Origin of the sequence: Paenibacillus sp. A3M_27_13 (assembly GCF_024213315.1) — a bacterium.
Taxonomy (GTDB): domain Bacteria; phylum Bacillota; class Bacilli; order Paenibacillales; family Paenibacillaceae; genus Paenibacillus; species Paenibacillus polymyxa_B.
Genome location: NZ_JANAVE010000001.1, coordinates 372077 through 393350, shown reverse-complemented (window position 1 = coordinate 393350; position 21274 = coordinate 372077). Strand labels below are relative to the sequence as shown.

Below are 21274 nucleotides of genomic sequence, written 5' to 3'. Positions count from 1 at the left end.
GGAGTGTATTTCTCGCCTATGCAGGCAGTCATGCACAAATAGTATTCGTTTCTTTCCGGATGATTATTTAGAGTGACCGTCTTGATGCGGGCTATCCCGTATCAAGACGTTTTTTTTGGTAGGAGGTAGGATTTCCGTGAATGCAGCAACCGCACGTCATATATTGGACACCATCGGTACGATGTTTCCGGATGCCCATTGTGAGTTGAACCATGACAATGCTTTTGAATTAACGATCGCCGTGTTATTGTCTGCTCAATGCTCCGATCAGATGGTCAATAAAGTAACGGCAGACCTGTTTCAAAAATACAAGTCACCTGAGGATTATTTGGCTGTTCCTCTTGAGGAACTGGAGCAGGATATTCGCAGAATCGGCTTGTACCGAAACAAGGCCAAGCATATTCATAACCTCTGTCGTATTTTAATAGACCAGTACGGGGGAGAGATACCTTCGGAGCACGATCAACTGGTTAAGCTACCCGGTGTTGGCCGTAAGACGGCTAACGTCGTAGTATCTACTGCTTTTAATGTACCGGCTATTGCGGTAGATACGCATGTAGAGCGTATTTCCAAACGGCTCGGTTTTGCAGGGTGGGATGATTCAGTGCTTGAGGTGGAAAAAAAGCTGATGAAGAGGGTACCTAGGGATGAATGGTCTTTGACCCACCACAGGCTTATTTTTTTCGGACGCTACCATTGTAAAGCTCAAAATCCTCAATGTCAGGTATGTCCGTTACTTGATGTGTGCAGGGAAGGCAAGAAACGTATGAAAACGTCTCTTATCAGAAAAGATAAGGAACGTAGAGCTTAAAGACCCACAGAGTAACAGAGGGTTTAACCATTTATGTGTAGAAAAGGATGAAGAGTATGAAGTGCATTTCGGTATATACAGACAATTTTGAAGCGTTCTCTGATATTTTTGAGCAAATTGTAACAACAGAATTTGCTGAAAACGAAGAGCGCGAGCTTGAGGGAATCACAGTTAGTCATTCCGGTGATGTACCTGAACATTATCTGGAGCGTATGTCACAAAAGCCAGAAGTGGTCGTAATGAAGGACAAATCCCGTGGGATTACGATTTTACAGCATGGTCAAGTATTTGAAATTTTGCTGCCAGTGCTTGAGACTGCAGCCAATTAAGTTCAATTCGCGGACGACATGCGTTGCATGTTCCGGTGTAGGCGGCTCGGCTGGTTTAACCAGCCCGAAGGCGCATATATACACGAACCTTGCAGACCATCCTGATATGGATAGAGCCTCGTTCCAATGAAGTGTGCATACATTTTGACCCTGAATTATGGTGTCGCGTTCCCCATGTTCTAAAAGGTGAATGTACGTGATGAGCAGGCTCACCCGTTGTATACATATCTTGCTTCGTCGGTGCTCTTTGAGAGCTTTGATGAATTGCATTCGGTTGCCTAAATATTTATTTTTAATGATCCGTTTTGAACAGAATAAAATGAACTTATTATTATCATGTACGAAAACAGCGTTCCCTAATGCCAAGTACTGGCGGGGAGCGCTGTTTAGTTTTTTTGATGTGATGATTCTCACAACGGCTTAGGAATGCTACAATATAGCTATTTGGTGCAGACAAGTGATAAGGAGTGGAACCGTAGCTTATGATGCAAACGATTACAGGAGATGCGGGAAAGTGGTTGGATACGATAGAACAGATACAGAGTACATTGCGTAAAGCCGAGGATGAAGCGGGAGCGAAGGCGATAGGTGATCTGCTGGAAAAAGCATATGCGCAGGAGCTGACCATTGCCTTTTGTGGACATTTTTCAGCGGGTAAATCGAGCTTGATTAACAGCCTGTGTGGTAAAACTGTGCTGCCGTCTGGACCGGTGCCTACGAGCGCTAATGTAGTGTCCATCCGTTATGGACGTCCGAGAGCGCTCATTCATCCAGCCAAATCAGCGGAAAATCCAGAGCCGGAAAGCATGGAAGCCTCCCTGTCCGAGCTTGCTGAGTATTGTAAAAATGGTGGAGCCTATGAATCGGTTCAAGTGTGGGAGGATGTTCCGATATTATCTAGCGGAGGAGTGCTGCTGGATACACCAGGCGTAGATTCCACAGACCACGGACATGCGCTGGCGACACATTCTGCTTTACATTGGGCAGATATTGTTTTTTATGTGATGGATTACAATCATGTCCAATCTGAAAATAATTTGTCCTTTGCCAAAAGTTTGTCGGATTGGGGCAAGCCATTATATTTGATCATCAATCAAATCGATAAACACCGGGAGCGAGAGCTTTCATTTACACGTTATCGTAATGAGGTGGAGACCAGCTTTCATGCCTGGCAGGTTCATTATACGGATATCCTCTTTACTTCCTTGAAGGAGCAGAATCATCCATGGAACCAGTGGAAACAGTTGACGTACCTGATTCCGAATTTGCTGGAGCGAAAAACAGAGCTTTTGGCATACAGTTTAGTGTCCTCTATGCATCATTTGGTAGAGCAACATGTGGAGACTGTGCAGGCAGCTGAAGAAGAGGAACTGAACACACTGTTAAAAGAAGCAGGTGGAGAAGAAGCCATTTTGCGCCTGGATATAGAGCAGAAAACCTTGCAGCAAGAAGATGAACACTGGAAGGTGCTTCCGGAGCAGGAGCGTAAACGACTGCGTCAAGAGCTGGATCATTTACTGGAACACGCACATTTGACGCCAGCGGAGCTACGTGAAGCCGCAGGCGAATACTTAGAGAGCCGCAAGCCGGGCTTCAAAACAGGAATATGGTTTGCAGGAGGAAAGACTGAGCGAGAAAAGGAAAGCCGCTTGGAACGGCTGGCAGGAATGCTGACTGATCAGGTGGAGGGACAATTGCTTCCCCATGTACGGGAGCTACTGAGGTCTTGGGGTGACAGTCAGGGTTTGTGGTCCGCTGCGATGGAGCAGGAGCTGGATGACATCCGCCCTGTGACGGACCGGCAACTGGTAGAGCAGACGGTGAAGGAAAATGCGTTGTCGCCGGAGTATACGTTGAACTATTGCAAGGATCTACGCGCTGCTGTGACCGCCGATTGTCGCCGTAAGGCGCTAACGCTGGTAGACCAGCTGCTGGCCCAGCTTGCAGTGCGAGCCGAAGCCCGCCGCGCGGCTCTCGCGGATGCACGCACTGCGCTGCTGGCGCAGGCGGACGCGGCGAGCCGCTACAGCACCCGCGTGCAGGCCTCGGCTTCGCACGCCAGCCTGCTGCGCAGCTTGCTGCCGCAGGCGTCCGCGCCAGGCGGCTTGCCCCGTGCGGACGCGCCTGCACCGGCGTCCGATACCGCCGCTGCTGCCCCGCCAGCTGCGGCACCAACGGGCGTTGCGCGTTCTGACATCGCTGGCCCGCGCAACGCATCGGCGCAGCCGCTAGCAGGAACGGCGTCAGCACAGCCTGCCGCCGGAGGCCGCCGCACGCGGCTGGATGCAGCAGCGGCCCGATTGAAGGCTGCCGCTGCCCTGGTAAGCCCGTACCCTGCCATACAAGCGGCGGTACGGGATTTACATGTCCGCGCCGCTGCGCTGGAGGGCGGGCAGTTTACGCTGGCGCTGTTTGGAGCGTTCAGCGCTGGGAAATCCAGCTTCGCCAACGCTTTGCTGGGTGAAGCTGTGTTGCCCGTATCGCCGCATCCAACGACAGCGGCGATTAACCGCATAATGGCGCCTGCAAGTGCTGAGCGCCATGCCACGGCCGACGTCCATATGAAATCAGTGGACGCGTTGCGGGAAGATCTTAAATACTCATTTCGGCTATTAGGATTGGGGGAACCCGCGGCAGCGGGCTGGCAAGAAGCCGTTCATGCTTTATCTCCGGAAGGCATCCATCCTGCGGGCAGGCCTCATTATAGTTTTTTGAAGGCTGCTGCAGCCGGATGGGAAGAAGCTGAAAGCTTGCTGGGAGAACAGCTTCAGGTGGATTTAGAGCAGTATCGGGATTTTGTTGCGTCTGAGCACAAATCATGCTTTGTGGAGCATATCGACCTTTATTATGATTGCGCTCTGACCCGTCAGGGCATCGTGCTAGTGGATACGCCAGGAGCGGATTCTGTGAATGCACGACACACAGGCGTGACTTTCAACTATATGAAGCATGCGGACGCTCTTGTATTTGTCACCTATTATAACCATGCGTTTACGCAAGGTGATCGCCAGTTCCTGAACCAACTAGGTCGAGTTAAAGAGACCTTGGCGCTGGATCAGACGTTTTTTATAGTTAATGCATCAGATCTGGCTTCTTCTGAAGAAGAACTGCATTCTGTTACCCGGCATGTACAGGAACAACTACAGGCGAATGGAATCCGAAAACCACGTATTTATCCGCTTTCCAGTATGCTGGCGTTGGAAGCTGCCGAACAGGGAGAGGCTTCGCTGCGTTCAGCTTCACGTTTTGATGCATTTGAAGATGATTTTTCAGCATTTGCAGCCGAAGAGCTGGCAGGTTTGTCCATTGCTTCTGCTATGCAGGAACTGGGTCGGCTGCGGAACCGCATAGAGCAACATGCAACCGATGCCCGGTATAGCGAGGAAGAACGTGAGATTCGATTAGAGCGATTAACTCGCATCCGTGGAGAATTGGAGCATACGCTCCTAGGCCTGACTGACAGCAACGGTGCATCTGTGTTATCGGGTGAAACCGATGAATTGCTGTATCATGTACGTCAAAGGCTGTCCTATCGGACTGGAGAATTTATGGCAGAGGCTTTTCATCCATCTGTTCTGCGTGAAGGAGTAGGTGATCTTCGTTCGGCTTTTGCATCTTGTGGTCGTGAGCTGATGCGTTTAATCGAACTGGAGCTGTCTCAGGAATTGCTGGCAACCACACTCCGGCTGGAAAAAACGGGCCAAATTTTGGTACACAAGACTATACAACAGTGCGTAGAACACATGAACCACCAGTTGCAAGGACTAGATTGTACGATTCCTGAATCCAGAAACTGGGCTGTTCCCGAGCTGAATGAAATTTCCCTGCAGGAGTCTATTCATTGGAAGGACTATTGGAATAGCTTTAAAAATCCAAAGCTATTTTTTGAAGGAACTGGGCGAGCGAATCTACAAACCAAACTGGAGCCGATATTACGCCAGCGAATCGGGGAAGCTGTGGATCAGCAACGAGAACGAATGTCTTCTTTTTACGTTACGCTGATGCAGGAGGAACAAATGTGGCAGAAAGCTCAGCTTCGAGAGCAAATGCTGGAGACGACTCGTGGCATGGAGCATGCCCTTATGGGCGGTGAGCAGCCACAGGTTTGGGAAGAGCTTGCTGGCAAGATTGCGGCTTTGGAGTAAAGATAAATAAGTACACCATTTATTTAAGTTCAGGACACCGGGTTGTGGGACAACCCGGTGTTTTATGCATGCTCCAAAAAGAAAGCAATACTGAGTAAATAGCCATATTCAATAATAAGAAAGCGATTTAATTTGTCTAATCACCCACCAATTGATAACCTGCCTGAATACGGCTTGTTATCCTCTTTGCCCCCTTGGAAAGCGAATGGTAAACTTCACTAAGCCATATAACAACGTCGTGCAACTAATGGAGGGACATTGACATGGAAGTGCTCAGGCAACTGCAAGTTTTTTTTCGCGAGAGGAGACACTATCTGTTTCTTTCTATTTTATGCCTTGCGATAGCGACGGCCCTGGGACTGGTGTATCCGAACCTGCTCCAAAGGCTAATTGATAACGCTATCATCCCCGGTGACTTCGGGAAAGTCCCGGCGCTGGCTCTGACTGTGCTGGGAGTAGTCATCATCAAAGGGTTCATGCAATTTTTACATGGTTTTTTTGGTGGACGGCTAGGTAACTACTTGGCGTACCGACTCCGCAATGCTTGTTACGAAAAGCTGCAATTTCTGTCCTTCAGATATTATGACACTGCCAAAACGGGGGATCTCATGTCCCGACTGACTGGTGATTTGGAGGCAATTCGTAACTTTATCGGGTTTGGTTTTGCCCAACTCCTCAATGTGCTACTGATGGTCGTATTCGGCTCTATGATGATGCTGTATATTAACTGGCAGCTCACCCTCATTACGATGATCAGCATGCCATTGCTACTCTTCGTCACATTCAAGTTTGAATCCCGGATTCATCCCACCTTTCAGGAAATGCGGATTGCCCTTAGCGCCTTGACGACAGCGGTCCAAGAAAATATAACAGGTGTGCGAACCGTCAAATCTTTTGCCCGCGAATCCTATGAAGTTGAGAAATTTTCAGTACGTAATGAACAATACAAGAGTAATCAAATTCAGGCTGCTTCCTTATGGAGTCGGTTTTTCCCCGCTATGGAACTGATTGCTTCTGTCAGTGTGGTCCTTCTGTTGGGCATGGGGGGGTATCTGGTCATTCAGAAGTCAATGACCTTGGGGCAGCTCGTCGCTTTCTTTAGCTTAATTTGGTATATTATCGGCCCCATCTGGAGCATTGGCTTTCATATCAATAACTATACGCAGTCCAAAGCTTCTGGTGAAAGGGTCTTGGAACTGCTAAATCAGTCCATAGATGTAACCGATGAAGCCGGAGCACTTACACTCGATGCCGATCAGGTGGAAGGACATGTTACGTTTGAACATGTTACCTTTGCTTACGGAAATAAGCTTCCGGCTGTTGTTGACATCAATTTAGACGCACCGCCAGGATCAGTCATTGGAATTTTAGGAGGAACGGGGTCAGGGAAGTCTACCATTATTCAATTACTCATGCGCGCTTATAATGTGAATGCAGGAAGTATCAAGTTGGATGGCAAGGATATACGTCACTTGAAGATTCGCTATTTACGTGCTCAAATTTCTTCCGTGTTTCAGGAGACGTTTTTGTTTTCGTCCTCTATACGCAACAATATTTCATATGGTTTAAGTCATGTCAGTATGGATGACATCATACGCGTTTCCAAACTGGCTCAGGCGCATGAATTCATAACTGAACTACCGCTGGGATATGACACTGTCGTCGGAGAACGTGGATTGGGACTGTCCGGAGGACAGAAACAACGGATCGCCATCGCCCGCGCACTACTCAAAAATCCGAAGATTCTGGTTCTGGATGATGCTACCAGTGCGGTCGATATGGAAACAGAGCATGAAATACAGACCGGTTTTCAAGAGGTTATGCGTGGTCGAACAACATTTATAATCGCTCATCGAATCTCTTCGCTTCGTCATGCCAATGAAATTGTGGTGCTTGAGGAGGGGCGAATCGTCCAGCGTGGAACACATGAACAGCTCATTGCTACTCCAGGTCCATATCAGGATGTGTATCATATTCAATACGCCGATTACATAGCTCAGGCTCCAGATGGTGTATCCGAAGGGCAGGTGAGATCATGAATATACCCGCAGAAAAAGTCAAACCGTTAAAAAAACCAACGAATGAGCGCTTTGTCTATCAAGATGATGATGTCATTGACAAACCGTTTAACTGGTCAGAATTCAAACGTTTGCTGGCATACATGAAGCCTTATGCCCGTCAGATTTTGCCGATCCTTCTGGTCATGATGATTCTCGGCACCATTACCAAGCTGACGGTTCCTTATTTGATCAGTCTGGCCATTGATAAAGCAATTGCTCCCGCATGGCCTGCACTGCCCAGCGTAAAGTTACTGCTGCTCATCACGGGTGCCGTGCTCTTGTTATATTTAATTCAATGGGCAGCCAGCACATACCGCATTAAATTCACCAATATTATCGGTCAACGGGTTATTTACGATTTGCGTGAAGATTTATTCAAGCATATTCAAAAGCTATCCTTTAACTTTTTTGATAAGAGACCAGCAGGTTCTGTATTAGTGCGCGTGACAAATGACATTAACTCGCTACAGGATCTTTTTACGAACGGTGCAGTGAATGTCCTGATTGACTGCGTACAGCTTATCGGAATTATTGTCATTTTGCTGCTTATTAACTGGAAGCTCGGTTTGGCGGTAATTGTGACCGTTCCGATCATGTTTTTGATCTCGACCAAGCTGCGCGTACGCATCCGCCGTGCTTGGCAAGAAGTGCGTATGAAGAACTCACGTATCAACTCTCATTTGAATGAGTCCATTCAGGGGATTCGTGTGACACAAGCGTATACGCAGGAGCAGGAAAACATGGCTTATTTCGACGATATGAACAGCTCTAGCAAAAAATCGTGGGATAAGGCTTCTGCCATGAATCAGGTCTTTGGCCCACTTATTGATATTACCGGAGGATTTGGTACGCTTGTGCTGTTCTGGTTTGGAGCGCATTTAATTCAGACAGATCAGCTTACGGTGGGATTACTGGTTGCGTTTGCTAACTATGTTGGGAACTTTTGGGAACCGATTAATCGACTGGGGCAAATGTATAATCAGTTACTGGTTGCGATGGCTTCGTCAGAACGAATTTTTGAGTTTATGGATGAACAGCCGAATATTGCAAACAAACCGGGAGCAAAAGCCTTGCCGTCCATTCGAGGCGATATCCAATTTGAAAAGGTCATTTTTGAATATGAAAAGGGACGTCAGGCGCTTAAAGGTATTAATCTTTCTGTCGAGGCGGGCCAATCTATAGCGCTTGTGGGTCATACCGGATCAGGTAAAAGTACAATTATTAATCTGCTCAGCCGTTTTTATGACATTACGTCAGGGCGGCTTACGATTGATGGCCATGATGTGCGCGATGTCACGGTGGAGAGCTTGCGAAGCCAGATAAGCATCGTGCTTCAGGATACATTTATTTTTTCGGGGACGATACGCGATAATATCCGATTTGGCCGATTGGATGCAACGGATGAGGAAATTGAAGCGGCTGCGAAGGCGGTCAATGCTCATGAATTCATTGTTCACTTGCCAGCTGGCTATGAAACAGAGGTAGAGGAGCGGGGGGGAATGTTGTCCATGGGCCAGCGACAGCTCTTATCCTTTGCTCGTGCCTTGCTGGCAAATCCGAGAATTCTTATCCTGGATGAAGCAACAGCCAGTATTGATACGGAAACGGAGTTGAAAATTCAGGAGGCTCTTCAGGTTTTACTGGAAGGCAGAACTTCGTTTATGGTCGCTCACCGTTTGTCCACCATCCGGAATGCTGATCATATCGTTGTACTGGATCATGGGGAAATCCAAGAAAGTGGTAATCATGAACAATTGATGAAAAAACATGGAATATATCGGGGGCTGGTGGAAGCACAGTTCAGATTTTTGTAAAAAAAAGATCAAAAAATCGCGTTTTTTGTAAATTTAAATGCCGAGCACTATTGCATTCTTGGAGCTAAACCCTGAAAATAAAGATGAAAAGAGATCAGAGCAATTTCGTCAGAGGGGGAAGAGTTCAAGATGTGGGGTGCTCCTTTTTCTGCCAAAGCTAAGAAGATGCTGCTGCTGGGTAGCGGCGAATTGGGAAAAGAAGTCATTATTGAAGCTCAGCGGCTTGGCGTGGAATGTATTGCTGTTGATCGCTATGAACTGGCTCCAGCAATGCAGGTGGCCCATCGCTCTCACTGTCTGGATATGCAGGATGCTGAGGCGTTGAAGGCACTAATTCGTGAGGAAAAGCCCGACATAATTGTACCTGAAATCGAAGCTATTGCTACGGGTGCTTTGGAAGAATTAGAGCAAGAAGGATTTTACGTAGTACCAACGGCCCGTGCCGCCCGTCTTACGATGGACCGGGAAGGTATCCGCAGGCTGGCTGCCGAGAAATTACAGCTTCCGACTGCTGCCTATCGTTTTGCAGATAATTTTGACCAGTTGCGGTCGGCGGTTCATGAGCTGGGCACGCCATGTGTGGTCAAGCCTTTGATGAGTTCGTCGGGTAAAGGGCAGTCTGTATGCCGGGCACTCGAAGATGCAGAATCCTGCTGGAATACGGCGCTGGAAGGCGCGCGTGCCAAAACAACACGTGTCATTGTTGAAGCTTTTGTCCCGTTTGAGAGCGAAATTACCTTATTGACCGTCAGATCGGTTTCGGGTACGATTTTTTGCCCACCGATTGGCCACATTCAGAAAGATGGGGATTATGTCGAATCCTGGCAGCCTCATGGCATGACGGACAAGCAGCTTTCGGAGGCGGAGAACATTGCCCGTACGATTACGGATGAACTGGGTGGTTACGGATTGTTTGGCGTAGAGCTGTTTTTAACAGCTGATGGCGTCATATTCAGTGAAGTATCCCCTCGTCCGCATGATACAGGAATGGTGACCATGATCACGCAGGATTTGTCGGAATTTGCGCTTCACGTGCGGGCCATTCTCGGATTCCCGGTGCCATCCGTCACGCTGCTTACACCAGGAGCTTCAGCTACTTTGAAGGCAGAAGTGGCTACGCGGGATTTCGTAATAAGCGGTCTGCATGATGCATTATTGCTACCCCGGACACAGGTGCGAGTGTTCGGGAAGCCTGAAACCAAGCCGGGACGCCGGATGGCTGTAGCGCTTAGCGCTGCAGAAGATGTGGAAACAGCACGGAAGACGGCCAAAGAAGCTGCTAATATGCTGAAAGTGGAGGTAAATCATGTCTAACAATGTGATGATTCCAGTACTGACAATTCGTTCCGTAGAGCTTGGCGATTGCGAAGCCGTAACTGGACTACTAAGAGAAGTCGGGTACCCGATGACTTGTGGTGTAATGAAAGAAGTTATGGGAACAACGCGGGAGGACAGTCAAGCGAATATGATGGTTGCAGAAATGGATGGTCGTGTTGTCGGAGTAATCGGCATGCATACGGCTCAAAGCTTGGCTTATCCTGATCCTGCCGTACAAATCACCATGCTGGTCGTGAGCGGGGAGTATCGCGGCGAGGGCATTGGCAAGCGCCTGGTGGCTTGTGGTGAGGAGTGGGGACGTGCGCAAGGATGCTATCATTTATTCATTACCGGAGCGAATAACCGCATCAAACAAGTAGAGGCCCGAGCATTCTACAATCGAATCGGCTTTGAAAAGCAAGGCTACCGTTTCAGCAAAAAGCTTAGATAATCAGCCTATAACAAGACAATCTAATACTTAAAGCCTCACTACTTTTAACTTAGTTCCGCATGGGTCAATTCCGAGCGGGGCTATTTTTTTTCCAACTTTTATACCATTGATCCTTCTATAAAACATGATATACTGCTAGAGTAAAGATTACAAAGTTGTAACCAGACGCGTTCACACCAAGGCATTTATACAACAAGGAGATGACGAAATGAAGAATATGTTGAAAAAAACACTGGTGATGGGAAGTCTAAGCGCCATTTTATCCGCAGGATTCATCGTTCCGGCATCAGCTTCACCAGCTGACGATTTGACTGCCCAACTGCAACAATGGTTTCAAAATAACGGATATACCGTCAATATGTCCAACGGGACGACTACGATAACAAAGACCGTAATTAAGGATGTTTCTGAAAAGGACAAGGCTAAAAACAAAACAGCAAATCCTTCATCCGGTAAACAAGCAACAACCAAACAGGGTAGCCAAAAGGCATCGCAGTCTAGTAACAAGCAACAGACTCAAAAACAAAGCACAAACTCAGGCGCGGGTCAGTCAGCAGGATCGGATGCACAACTGAGCAAGTCCCAATTTGCAGCTGAGGTTGTAAAGCTTGTAAATAACGAGCGCAGCCAAAAAGGTCTGAAGCCCCTCGCATCGAATGCGAAGCTTACAGAAGTAGCCTTAGTCAAGGCGAAGGATATGAGTACGAACAATTACTTTTCCCATACATCACCGACCTATGGTTCACCATTTGATATGATGAAAAAATTCGGTGTAACTTATACGTATGCGGGCGAGAATATTGCCATGGGACAACAAACACCACAAGAAGTGATGAAAGCCTGGATGAACAGCCAGGGACACCGTGAGAATATTTTGAAGGCAGAATATACACAAATTGGTGTGGCTTACTACAATGGATATTGGGTACAAGAGTTCACACGTAACTAAGATGATCGTAAATACGTTCCCAACGTCATGTCGCTGCTACGAAAAGATAGTGACGTGACGTTAATCTGGAGACCCGCTGACACGTTCAGCGGGTCTTTTGGTGTCTCTTATTCCTCCAGTGGCATAACCATTGCTTTATACCAGAAAAGACATAAGGGACGTATTTATAGTATGATAGCAGCAAGTTGAATGGATTGCAGACTACATGGAAAGCCAGGTGAACAAATGAGCTACGAAATCGTGCATGAAGGTGCCTTTGCTATGCTCAAGGTGCAGTTGAACCCCGGAGAAATGATTAAAGCGGAAATGGGAGCGATGGTTTCCATGTCTTCCAGTGTAGATATAAAGGGGACGGTAGACGGTGGACTGTTACGTGGTTTAGGCAGAATGTTGAGCGGAGAAAAATTCTTTTTTCAAGAACTGAGGGCAGCCCGGGGACCGGCTGAAGTGTTGTTAGCCCCTGCCAGTATAGGTGATGTACAAGCGGTGGAACTGGATGGCACGTATAGACTGTTGGTCCAAAAGGACGGCTTTCTGGCTTGCACGGAAGGTATTGAGGTTAGCACCAAAATGCAAAACCTGATGAAAGGTTTATTCTCTGGTGAAGGTTTTTTTATCGTAGAAATCAGTGGTCGAGGTACGGTATTCCTGTCCTCTTATGGAGCCATTCATCCCATTTACATCGCGCCAGGAGAGGAGCGTATTATTGATAATGCTCATCTGGTGGCATGGCCGGATTATATGGATTATAAAATTGAAAAAGCATCTAAAGGCTGGTTGTCCAGCGTAACGAGTGGAGAAGCGCTTGTATGCCGCTTTCGCGGTGAAGGGACGGTACTGATTCAAAGTCGAAATCCGGGCAGTTTTGGACAATGGATCAAAAGTTTCATCCCTGATAGTAAATAGTTTGGTTCGTCTGATTAGAGTTGTGAGGATAAACTATTCGCACAAGAAAGTATAATATAAGGGTGGCCATTTGCCATCCTTTTTTTGCATGTTCATGGGAAATTATGTGTGACTCTAAGCGTTTATTGCGCTTTTATTCCGAACGGTTTATTTGCAAAATGATATGAGAAGCCTTATGTTTATTTCACTAAGCTATCAGGAGGGAACACGAGTGAATTCATCAAAATGGATTTGGCGGTCTGTCGGTTCCGTTTCCATTGCCGCCACATTGCTATTATTGTACGGATTTATTACAGCAGTACAAAGTATCACGGCTCCAGAGCCAATGGTTAGCACTCAACCTGTGCATTCCGGTTCATCGCAGACACAAACTGCGCCATCCGCTACAAATCAGACGGGAGAGTTTCGGGTAGCTGCCATTGGAGATTCGCTAGCCAAAGGCACAGGGGATGACTCCGGAAGTGGTTTTGTGCGTCGGTCGGTGAGCTTGTTAAATAATCAGGAAGGCCATAAGGCTCAGCTCATAAATAATCTGGGGATTAATGGACTGACGACTCAAGGACTATTGACCAAGCTGGATGAGCCTGGTGTTTCTTATGTGTTGAAAAAGGCTAACGTCATTATTGTCTCGATTGGCGGAAATGATTTATTTCAGGGGGCTCAGGCTGCCCAAACTGGCAAAGAGCCACCTACACTCAGTGGTTTGCGTAAAGCTGTGCCTGATGCCGCCAAACGTCTGCAAAAAGTGCTGACAAAGGTAGGGAAAATCAATCCGAATGCTAAAATTATCTATGTCGGATTATATAATCCATTCAGTGATCTGCAGGAAATGAAAATTCCTGGTAATCTTGTGGTCACAGAATGGAATCTGGCTGCCATGGCAATTACCAACCAAAACAGCAATATGACTCTGGTTCCAACTTTCGATTTGTTCCAGCAAAATTTGCCCGTCTATTTATCTTCCGATCATTTTCATCCAAACGGACAGGGCTATCAGGCAATCGCTGAACGTATCGCGCAAGGGTTTGCAGTTGCAACCACGAAGGATGCCGATAAAGTGGAAAATGAACAACAGTCTACAAGTAGCCAACCCGCTGAAGTGAAAAAGGGAGGGAACAAGTAATGAGCATCCAATCTGCTGACAAGACCGGGGCTGGAATAACCCAAAATCCGACATCAAGGGATGCAGTGTCCAGTTTCCATTCCGCCAATCAGGTTGGCAGCGCAGGCAGAGACAGAAGCAATAACGAAACAGTTCTCTCTGTTCAGCGCGTTAAGAAACGTATCAAACGCAAAATGATCATTCATGATGTAACATTCGACGTTCGTGCGGGTGAAATTTTCGGATTTCTCGGTCCTAATGGGGCTGGAAAAACGACGACTATTCGTATGCTGGTCGATTTAATTAAGCCTACGGAAGGGACGATTACTGTCTGTGGACATAATGTAAATCGTGACCCTGAGCAGGCTTTGCGGCATATTGGTTCTATTGTGGAAAATCCAGAGGTGTACAGCTACCTGACAGGGTGGGAGAATTTAGAGCATTTTGCCCGTATGCAGCCTGGTGTAGACGAGCCGCGTATCCGCGAAGTCGTTGAGCTTGTTCGGCTCGATCGCCGTATCCATGATAAAGTAAGTACGTATTCTCTCGGAATGCGCCAGCGTCTTGGTATAGCCCAAGCCTTGCTTGGTAGACCGAAATTGCTCATTTTGGATGAACCGACGAACGGGTTAGACCCCAAGGGGATCAAGGAAATGAGAGCTTTTATCCGTTTGCTAGCGGCAGAAGGCATGGCTGTATTTGTTTCCAGCCATTTGCTCAGCGAAATCCAGCTGCTATGTGATCGGGTGGCAATTATAAGTCGGGGAAAGGTGCTAGCTGTAGGTGGTGTACGGGAATTGGTTGATACGCACTCGCACATGGCCGTATGGCAACTGGAGCCTCGTGATCAGGGTCTTGCCATATTGCAAAATTCTCCGCATGTGCAAATAATTACGAACGCCGATGAATTAATTGATGACAGCATTGTGGCAGGCAGCGGAGCCGATGCAATTTTTACAGAAATGGATGAAGAGCATATTGCGGAGCTGGTGACACAAATGACGGCTTCCGGTATTTCCGTTAAAGGTGTAACCAAAATCAATCCTACACTGGAGCAGCTATTCCTGAAAATGACGGAAGGTGAGATACTTGAATAACATTTTACCGCTCGTACAAAATGAAACGCTCAAAATTATCAAGAAGAAACGATTTTATGTCATTTTACTTGTTTTACTTGTGCTTGTGCCGATTTTTACGTACGCTCAGATGAAAGTGGCAGAAAACAATCGCGAAAAATTCGGCAATGATTGGCGACTCGAACTGCGTCAGGCGATTACCGATAATCAAAACTCGCTGGGAAGTGACCGGGTTCCCGAGGAATGGAAGACCTACCGTCGGGTCTTTGTGCAGCAGATGCAATATTATTTGGAAAATGATGTGAATCCTAATGAGCCGAGTGGTGTCACCTTTACCAGAGAGTTTATGGATAATTCCATTAATCTGTTCGTTCCGCTGTTGATTATGGCCATTGCCTCCGACTTGGTTTCTGGAGAACGGACGACAGGCACGATAAAAATGTTGCTGACTCGCCCAGTCAGGCGGTGGAAAATACTGCTGAGCAAGCTGCTGACATTGTATATGTTCGTCTCGCTCATCATTTTAGCTGTATTTGTAATTAGCTATCTGATATCAGGCTTGTTTTTTGGTTTTCGCGGTTTTAATGTTCCGGTATTTACCGGATTTCAAATTGTTGGATCGACGGTGGATTTGTCTGCTGTACACGCGATTCCACAATGGCATTATCTGATGCTGCAAGCCGGATTGATCTGGTTCGTCAGTCTTGTGGTAGCTTCGTTAGCCTTCATGGTATCTGTCCTGGTACGAAGTACGGCGGCAAGTATCGTGGTCATGATGGCTGCACTTATTTCGGGCACTATTTTGACAAACATGGCTTCATCTTGGCAGAGTGCTAAATATTTATTTATGGTTAACCTCGAATTAACCGATTATTTATCTGGAAGCCCCGCCCCCATTGAGGGAATGACCTTACCCTTTTCTTTAGCTGTACTGGGCATTTGGGGGGCTGCGGCATTGATTGTTTCATTCGCCGTCTTTACGAAACGGGATATATTGAATTAAAATGGACAAGGTAAAAGAAAACATCTGTTTGCATTTTTGGTGAAAATCATCAAGAATAAGGCAAAACACGGTTACGATTAGACAAAGGGGGAGCATGAATGGTCGACAAAATCGACTTGTCTGCGGGAGTGTCCGGCACACAAAGCGGAGCTTCGGAATATGGCGCGGACGACATTCAAGTGCTCGAAGGGCTTGTGGCAGTTCGCAAACGGCCGGGCATGTACATCGGGAGCACCAGTTCTTCGGGGCTGCATCATTTGGTATGGGAAATTGTAGACAACGCGGTGGATGAACATCTCGCCAAGTTTTGCTCTCGCATTGATATTACAATGCATAAGGACGGTTCCGTTACAGTATCAGACAACGGGCGCGGTATTCCTACGGGAATGCACAAAACGGGAATTCCTACGCCTCAGGTTGTATTCACCATTTTGCACGCCGGAGGTAAGTTTGGCGGTTCGGGATATAAAAAATCCGGGGGTCTGCACGGTGTAGGTGCGTCTGTAACGAACGCTCTTTCGGAATGGCTTGAAGTAGAAATTTACCGGGACGGCAAGATTCACCGTCAGCGGTTTGAATATTGGCAGGACAAGAAGGGCGTGGAGCATGTCGGGGAACCGACCACAGGCCTTGAAGTGCTGGGCAATACTAACAAGACGGGCTCGAAAATTACATTTAAACCGGATATTCGTGTTTTTCAGGCAGGCATTCATTTTAACTACGATACGTTGGCTGAGCGCCTTCAGGAAATTGCTTTTCTAAATTCGGGCCTTCGTATTCAACTTAAAGACGAACGCAGCGGAAAGTCAGATGAGTATTTTTATGAGGGTGGCGCAAGTCAGTTTGTTGCTTTTCTGAATGAGGGCAAGGATGTGCTGCATGACGTTATTCACTTTAATGCCGAGAAAGAAGACATTGAAGTAGAGATTGCCATCCAGTACAATGCTGGTTATACAGAGACGATTGCTTCGTTCGTTAACTCCATTCCGACACGTGGAGGAGGTACGCATGAAACGGGATTCAAAACCGCTTACACTCGTGTCATGAACGACTATGCCCGGAAAACGGTGATGTTGAAAGAAAAGGATAAAAACTTGGAGGGCAACGATCTACGTGAGGGCATGATGGCTGTAATCAGTGTCAAGATGGCTGAGGTTGAATTTGTCGGCCAGACAAAGGATCAGCTGGGAAGCGCTTCGGCACGGAGTACAGTGGATGCCATCGTATCTGAGCAGATGCAGCGTTTTTTGGAAGAAAATCCGCAGATAGCACAAACTTTGATCAAGAAGGCAGTTCAAGCATCCAGAGCGCGTGAAGCTGCACGTAAAGCTCGGGATGAAATGCGTTCCGGCAAAAAACGCAGTGAAAGTTCCAATTTGAATGGTAAATTGTCGCCTGCGCAGTCCAAGGATTTTACACGTAATGAGTTGTTTATTGTGGAAGGCGATTCGGCTGGAGGATCAGCCAAGCAGGGACGGGATTCCAAAATTCAGGCCATATTGCCGCTAAAGGGCAAGCCGATGAATCCGGAAAAATCCAAACTGGCGGATATTATGAAGAATGATGAGTACCGTGCTATTACAGCAGCTATTGGTGCGGGAGTAGGAACAGAGTTTTCGCTGGAAGACAGCAATTATTCCAAAATCATCATTATGACCGATGCAGATACAGATGGTGCGCACATTCAAGTGCTGTTGTTGACGTTCTTTTATCGGTACATGAAAGAGCTTATTGATGCAGGACGCATATTTATTGCTCAACCGCCATTGTATAAAATAACTCGAAAGTCGGGTAAGCTCGAAACGGTGCGTTATGCTTGGACTGACGAGCAGCTTGATAATTATTTAAAAGAATTTGGACGAAATTTTGAGCTTCAGCGCTATAAAGGACTTGGGGAAATGAACCCTGATCAGTTATGGGAAACAACGATGAATCCCGATTCACGCACCTTGCTACGCGTTCAGATAGAGGATGCAGCCAAGGCTGAACGCAGGGTGTCCACTTTGATGGGTGATAAGGTGGATCCGCGCAAGCGCTGGATCGTGGAAAACGTAGATTTTACGGAATACGTAGAGTAGTGCTATCAAAAGAGGTGTATACATGAGCTTATCGGAGCAGTTTTTGCCAGCTTTTCTGGAGGAAGTGGTCGGTGACCGCTTTGGCCGATATTCCAAATATATTATTCAGGATCGGGCGATACCCGACGTACGGGACGGATTAAAACCCGTACAACGTCGTATTCTTTATGCAATGTACGATTCGGGCAATACGCCGGATAAAGCATATCGTAAATCGGCCAAAACCGTTGGGGACGTTATGGGTAATTACCACCCCCACGGTGACTCGTCGATATACGACGGCATGGTACGGATGGCGCAGCCTTGGAAAATGAGTCACGTGCTGGTGGACGGTCACGGTAACTGGGGCTCCCAGGATGATGATCCGGCGGCAGCTATGCGTTATACGGAGGCTCGCTTGTCTCCGATCGCAATGGAAATGCTGCGCGATATTGAAAAGCGTACGGTTTTGTTCAAGGACAATTTTGATAACTCGGCCAAAGAGCCCGTTGTGTTGCCGTCTCGTTATCCAAATTTGTTGGTGAACGGTTCCAGTGGGATCTCGGCGGGATTTGCGACAGAGATCCCTACACATAGTTTACGCGAAGTTATTGATGCCAGCATTGCGGTGATGGAAAAGCCAGAGATTGAGCTGGAAGAGATTATGACCTTTATCAAAGGTCCTGATTTCCCGACTGGCGGACTCATTATGGGTGGCGAAGGCATCAAGGACGCTTACCGTACGGGAAAAGGACGTATTTATATTCGTTCCAAAACGGAAATTCAGTCCTTGCGCGGAGGTAAGCAGCAGCTAGTCATTACCGAAATCCCATACCAGATCGTCAAATCAAGGCTCGTAACCGCCATGGAGAATATCCGTCTGGAGAAAAAGGTGGAAGGGATTGCCGAGGTTCGTGACGAAAGCGGACGAAATGGTTTGCGCATTGTTGTGGAGCTGAAGAAGGAAGCCGATGCGGAAGGGATTTTAGCTTATTTGCTGAAAAAAACCGACCTACAGGTGGCATATAACTTCAACATGGTAGCTATTGTGAACAAAGCGCCACATCAGCTTGGGCTAAAGTCCATTTTGGAAGCGTATATCGCCCATCAACGCGAAGTTGTCACTCACCGTATCCAGTATGAACTGGAAAAGGCAGAGGATCGTGCCCATGTGCTGGAAGGTTTGGTCAAGGCGCTGAACATTCTGGATGAGGTCATTGCAGCCATTAAAGCTTCCAAAAATCGCCAGGACGCGCAAAATAATTTGCAATGGATGTTTGGTTTTAGCGAACGTCAGGCAGATTCTATTTTGACTTTGCAGTTGTACCGTCTCACCAATCTGGAAATCACCACGCTTGAAAAAGAACTGGGGGACATCCAGAAAAAAATCGCGCAATATCGTTCTATTCTGGAAAGTGATCGCAAGCTGATCAGCCTGATTCGCAAGGAACTGTTGGAAATTCGCGAAAAGTACGGCATTGACCGTCGTTCAGATATCCAGGGCGAGGTAGAAGAGATTAAGGTGAACCTGGAAGTCATGGTGGGAGCAGAGGATGTGCTGCTGACACTCTCGAAAGATGGCTATGTGAAACGCACAAGTATGTTGTCATTCACTCGTTCAGGCGGGGAACGTTCAAGTTCTGGTGTTAAAGAAGGGGATTACGTTACCCAATTGCTTGATGTGAATACGCTGGACATATTGCTCGTCTTCACCCAGCGTGGACAATACTTTTTATTGCCTGTACATCAGGTGCCAGAGTATAAGTGGAAAGAGCCGGGCACACCAATTGTCAACGTTATTCCGTTATCGAAGGAAGATCGTATCGTAAGTGTTATTCCGCTCAAAAACATCGAGGAAATAGGAAAAAGCCTGGTATTTGTAACAAAGAAGGGCCAAGTAAAGCGTACAGAATTAAAAGAATATGCTACAAAACGTTCCAGTGCCGTAGCCGCCTGCAAAGTAGCAGGGGACGATGAGGTGTTATCGGTAACGTTAAGCGAGGGTACCCAGGATATTATGCTGATTACCCGCGCGGGTATGAGTATACGCTTCAAGGAGCAAGAGGTTAATGCGATGGGGCGCGTCTCGGCTGGTGTCAAAGGTATACAGCTAGCCGAAGGCGATGAAATTATCGCGGCGTTGTGGGTAGAAGAGGATGAAGGAGAAGTGTTGGTGCTGACCGAGTCCGGTTATGGTAAGCGTACGCTTCTGCTGGATTATCCTACACAGGGAAGAGGCGGCAAAGGTATCACCACCTTTGAGTTCAAGGAAGGCAAACGAGTACGTTCGAATGGAACTCGAATCGTGGCTGCCTTCTATTGCCGTGAAGCTGTTCAATTATTTGCAATCACAGCAGAAGGACAAACGATGTCCTTCCTTTCGGAAAAGGCCCCTTTGACCGACCGAAAGGATACAGGCAAGCTGCTAGCTCCAGTGGAGAAGAAGGACGAAATTGTGAATGTGCTGCTGCGTAGTGAGCCGCAAGCTTCTCAGTCCATAGAATAATAGGAAAGTCAAGCGCTTTTTAGCTCGAAAAAGAGAGGTCCTCTCGTGCCATTCCGGCACGAATGAGGACCTTTTTGCCGTCATGCTGTCGAACCCTGACCAGCCTTCAAAACCGAAGTGAGACTTCCTTCCCCTTTTCATTTCGTGCTCCAAAAACGGCAGGAAACCGGGGCTGAATGGCGAAAATTTAATGTGATGAAATACAATCCGGACGGTGGCCCATACGGTAACTTTGATGCTTTTACTGACCCTGTTATTTAAAGGAGTGAGGCAAAATGCAAACGACCGAATTTGCGAAAATCTGGTCCAGAATGGCTAAGGATTATAAGGTTCATATGGAGCAGCAGCTGGCTCCATCACTAACGGAAGCTCAACTTACGGTGCTGGAGGTTTTGAACGAATACGGCCGTATGAAACCGTCTCAACTAATCCCATATCTCGCCACCACACCAGCCGCGGTTACGATGCTGCTGGATCGGATGGAGCGGAATCGACTGGTCACCCGTTTCAGAGACGTAAAGGACCGTAGAATTGTATGGATTGTTATCTCGGATCAAGGGAGAGAAGAAGTAGAGCGTGGATTGCGAATCCGGGATGATTTTCTGGGTTCTGCACTAAACCGAATTTCTCAGCACAATCAAAATTTGCTGGTTTATTTGTTGGGGAAAATTACAACGAAGGCGAAAACTTCAGTAATGACAAGTGAGGCTGAGGGAGTAAAGGAACCAATAGAGCGAGCAGAATAACT

15 protein-coding genes are annotated in these 21274 nt (G+C 47.3%); all 15 read left to right on the top strand.

The window, feature by feature from the left end:
* Positions 1-136 precede the first annotated feature (136 nt).
* Positions 137-811, top strand: coding sequence for an endonuclease III (gene nth / locus NLX82_RS01785; protein ID WP_023989081.1), 675 nt, complete (start codon positions 137-139; stop codon positions 809-811).
* A gap of 56 nt (positions 812-867) precedes the next feature.
* A complete protein-coding gene (locus tag NLX82_RS01780) occupies positions 868-1140 on the top strand; it encodes a hypothetical protein (protein WP_013310628.1) in 273 nt (90 codons plus the stop codon).
* A gap of 482 nt (positions 1141-1622) precedes the next feature.
* Positions 1623-5285, top strand: a complete 3663-nt coding sequence (locus NLX82_RS01775; RefSeq protein ID WP_068942687.1) for a dynamin family protein — start codon at positions 1623-1625, stop codon at positions 5283-5285.
* Between the two features lie 263 nt (positions 5286-5548).
* Positions 5549-7324, top strand: coding sequence for an ABC transporter ATP-binding protein (locus tag NLX82_RS01770; protein ID WP_076159253.1), 1776 nt, complete (start codon positions 5549-5551; stop codon positions 7322-7324).
* Positions 7321-9159, top strand: a complete 1839-nt coding sequence (locus tag NLX82_RS01765) for an ABC transporter ATP-binding protein (RefSeq protein WP_068942685.1) — start codon at positions 7321-7323, stop codon at positions 9157-9159. The genes NLX82_RS01770 and NLX82_RS01765 overlap by 4 nt, the downstream gene beginning before the upstream one ends.
* A 129-nt stretch (positions 9160-9288) precedes the next feature.
* A complete protein-coding gene (gene purT, locus NLX82_RS01760) occupies positions 9289-10473 on the top strand; it encodes a formate-dependent phosphoribosylglycinamide formyltransferase (protein WP_076159250.1) in 1185 nt (394 codons plus the stop codon).
* Positions 10466-10927 carry a GNAT family N-acetyltransferase gene (locus NLX82_RS01755; RefSeq protein WP_013310623.1) on the top strand — a complete coding sequence of 154 codons (462 nt, stop codon included), beginning with the start codon at positions 10466-10468 and terminating at the stop codon, positions 10925-10927. Before purT ends, NLX82_RS01755 begins: the two co-directional genes overlap by 8 nt.
* Positions 10928-11135: 208 nt before the next feature.
* Positions 11136-11876, top strand: a complete 741-nt coding sequence (locus NLX82_RS01750) for a CAP domain-containing protein (protein WP_076159247.1) — start codon at positions 11136-11138, stop codon at positions 11874-11876.
* Between the two features lie 225 nt (positions 11877-12101).
* Positions 12102-12782: a TIGR00266 family protein gene (locus NLX82_RS01745; RefSeq protein WP_076159244.1), complete on the top strand. Its 681-nt coding sequence runs from the start codon at positions 12102-12104 to the stop codon at positions 12780-12782.
* A gap of 175 nt (positions 12783-12957) precedes the next feature.
* A complete protein-coding gene (locus NLX82_RS01740; protein ID WP_049828345.1) occupies positions 12958-13905 on the top strand; it encodes a GDSL-type esterase/lipase family protein in 948 nt (315 codons plus the stop codon).
* Entirely contained in the window at positions 13905-14981 is a 1077-nt protein-coding gene (locus tag NLX82_RS01735; RefSeq protein ID WP_028540691.1) for an ABC transporter ATP-binding protein, read from the top strand. Before NLX82_RS01740 ends, NLX82_RS01735 begins: the two co-directional genes overlap by 1 nt.
* Positions 14974-15963, top strand: a complete 990-nt coding sequence (locus tag NLX82_RS01730) for an ABC transporter permease (protein WP_023989072.1) — start codon at positions 14974-14976, stop codon at positions 15961-15963. Before NLX82_RS01735 ends, NLX82_RS01730 begins: the two co-directional genes overlap by 8 nt.
* Before the next feature lie 98 nt (positions 15964-16061).
* Positions 16062-18041: a DNA topoisomerase IV subunit B gene (gene parE / locus NLX82_RS01725; RefSeq protein WP_028540692.1), complete on the top strand. Its 1980-nt coding sequence runs from the start codon at positions 16062-16064 to the stop codon at positions 18039-18041.
* Between the two features lie 22 nt (positions 18042-18063).
* The gene (gyrA, locus tag NLX82_RS01720; protein ID WP_023989071.1) at positions 18064-20526 is read left to right on the top strand and encodes a DNA gyrase subunit A; all 2463 of its coding nucleotides are present in this window, start codon (positions 18064-18066) and stop codon (positions 20524-20526) included.
* A gap of 275 nt (positions 20527-20801) precedes the next feature.
* Complete coding sequence (locus tag NLX82_RS01715) at positions 20802-21272, top strand: MarR family winged helix-turn-helix transcriptional regulator (RefSeq protein WP_013310615.1); 471 nt, start codon at positions 20802-20804, stop codon at positions 21270-21272.
* Positions 21273-21274: the final 2 nt, after the last annotated feature.

Bases quoted from the DNA above. Each gene is read 5' to 3' on its own strand.
- NLX82_RS01780 (WP_013310628.1), top strand. From the start codon at position 868: ATGAAGTGCATTTCGGTATATACAGACAATTTTGAAGCGTTCTCTGAT.
- NLX82_RS01775 (WP_068942687.1), top strand. From the start codon at position 1,623: ATGATGCAAACGATTACAGGAGATGCGGGAAAGTGGTTGGATACGATA.
- NLX82_RS01770 (WP_076159253.1), top strand. From the start codon at position 5,549: ATGGAAGTGCTCAGGCAACTGCAAGTTTTTTTTCGCGAGAGGAGACAC.
- NLX82_RS01765 (WP_068942685.1), top strand. From the start codon at position 7,321: ATGAATATACCCGCAGAAAAAGTCAAACCGTTAAAAAAACCAACGAAT.
- purT (WP_076159250.1), top strand. From the start codon at position 9,289: ATGTGGGGTGCTCCTTTTTCTGCCAAAGCTAAGAAGATGCTGCTGCTG.
- NLX82_RS01755 (WP_013310623.1), top strand. From the start codon at position 10,466: ATGTCTAACAATGTGATGATTCCAGTACTGACAATTCGTTCCGTAGAG.
- NLX82_RS01750 (WP_076159247.1), top strand. From the start codon at position 11,136: ATGAAGAATATGTTGAAAAAAACACTGGTGATGGGAAGTCTAAGCGCC.
- NLX82_RS01745 (WP_076159244.1), top strand. From the start codon at position 12,102: ATGAGCTACGAAATCGTGCATGAAGGTGCCTTTGCTATGCTCAAGGTG.
- NLX82_RS01740 (WP_049828345.1), top strand. From the start codon at position 12,958: ATGTTTATTTCACTAAGCTATCAGGAGGGAACACGAGTGAATTCATCA.
- NLX82_RS01735 (WP_028540691.1), top strand. From the start codon at position 13,905: ATGAGCATCCAATCTGCTGACAAGACCGGGGCTGGAATAACCCAAAAT.
- parE (WP_028540692.1), top strand. From the start codon at position 16,062: ATGGTCGACAAAATCGACTTGTCTGCGGGAGTGTCCGGCACACAAAGC.
- gyrA (WP_023989071.1), top strand. From the start codon at position 18,064: ATGAGCTTATCGGAGCAGTTTTTGCCAGCTTTTCTGGAGGAAGTGGTC.
- NLX82_RS01715 (WP_013310615.1), top strand. From the start codon at position 20,802: ATGCAAACGACCGAATTTGCGAAAATCTGGTCCAGAATGGCTAAGGAT.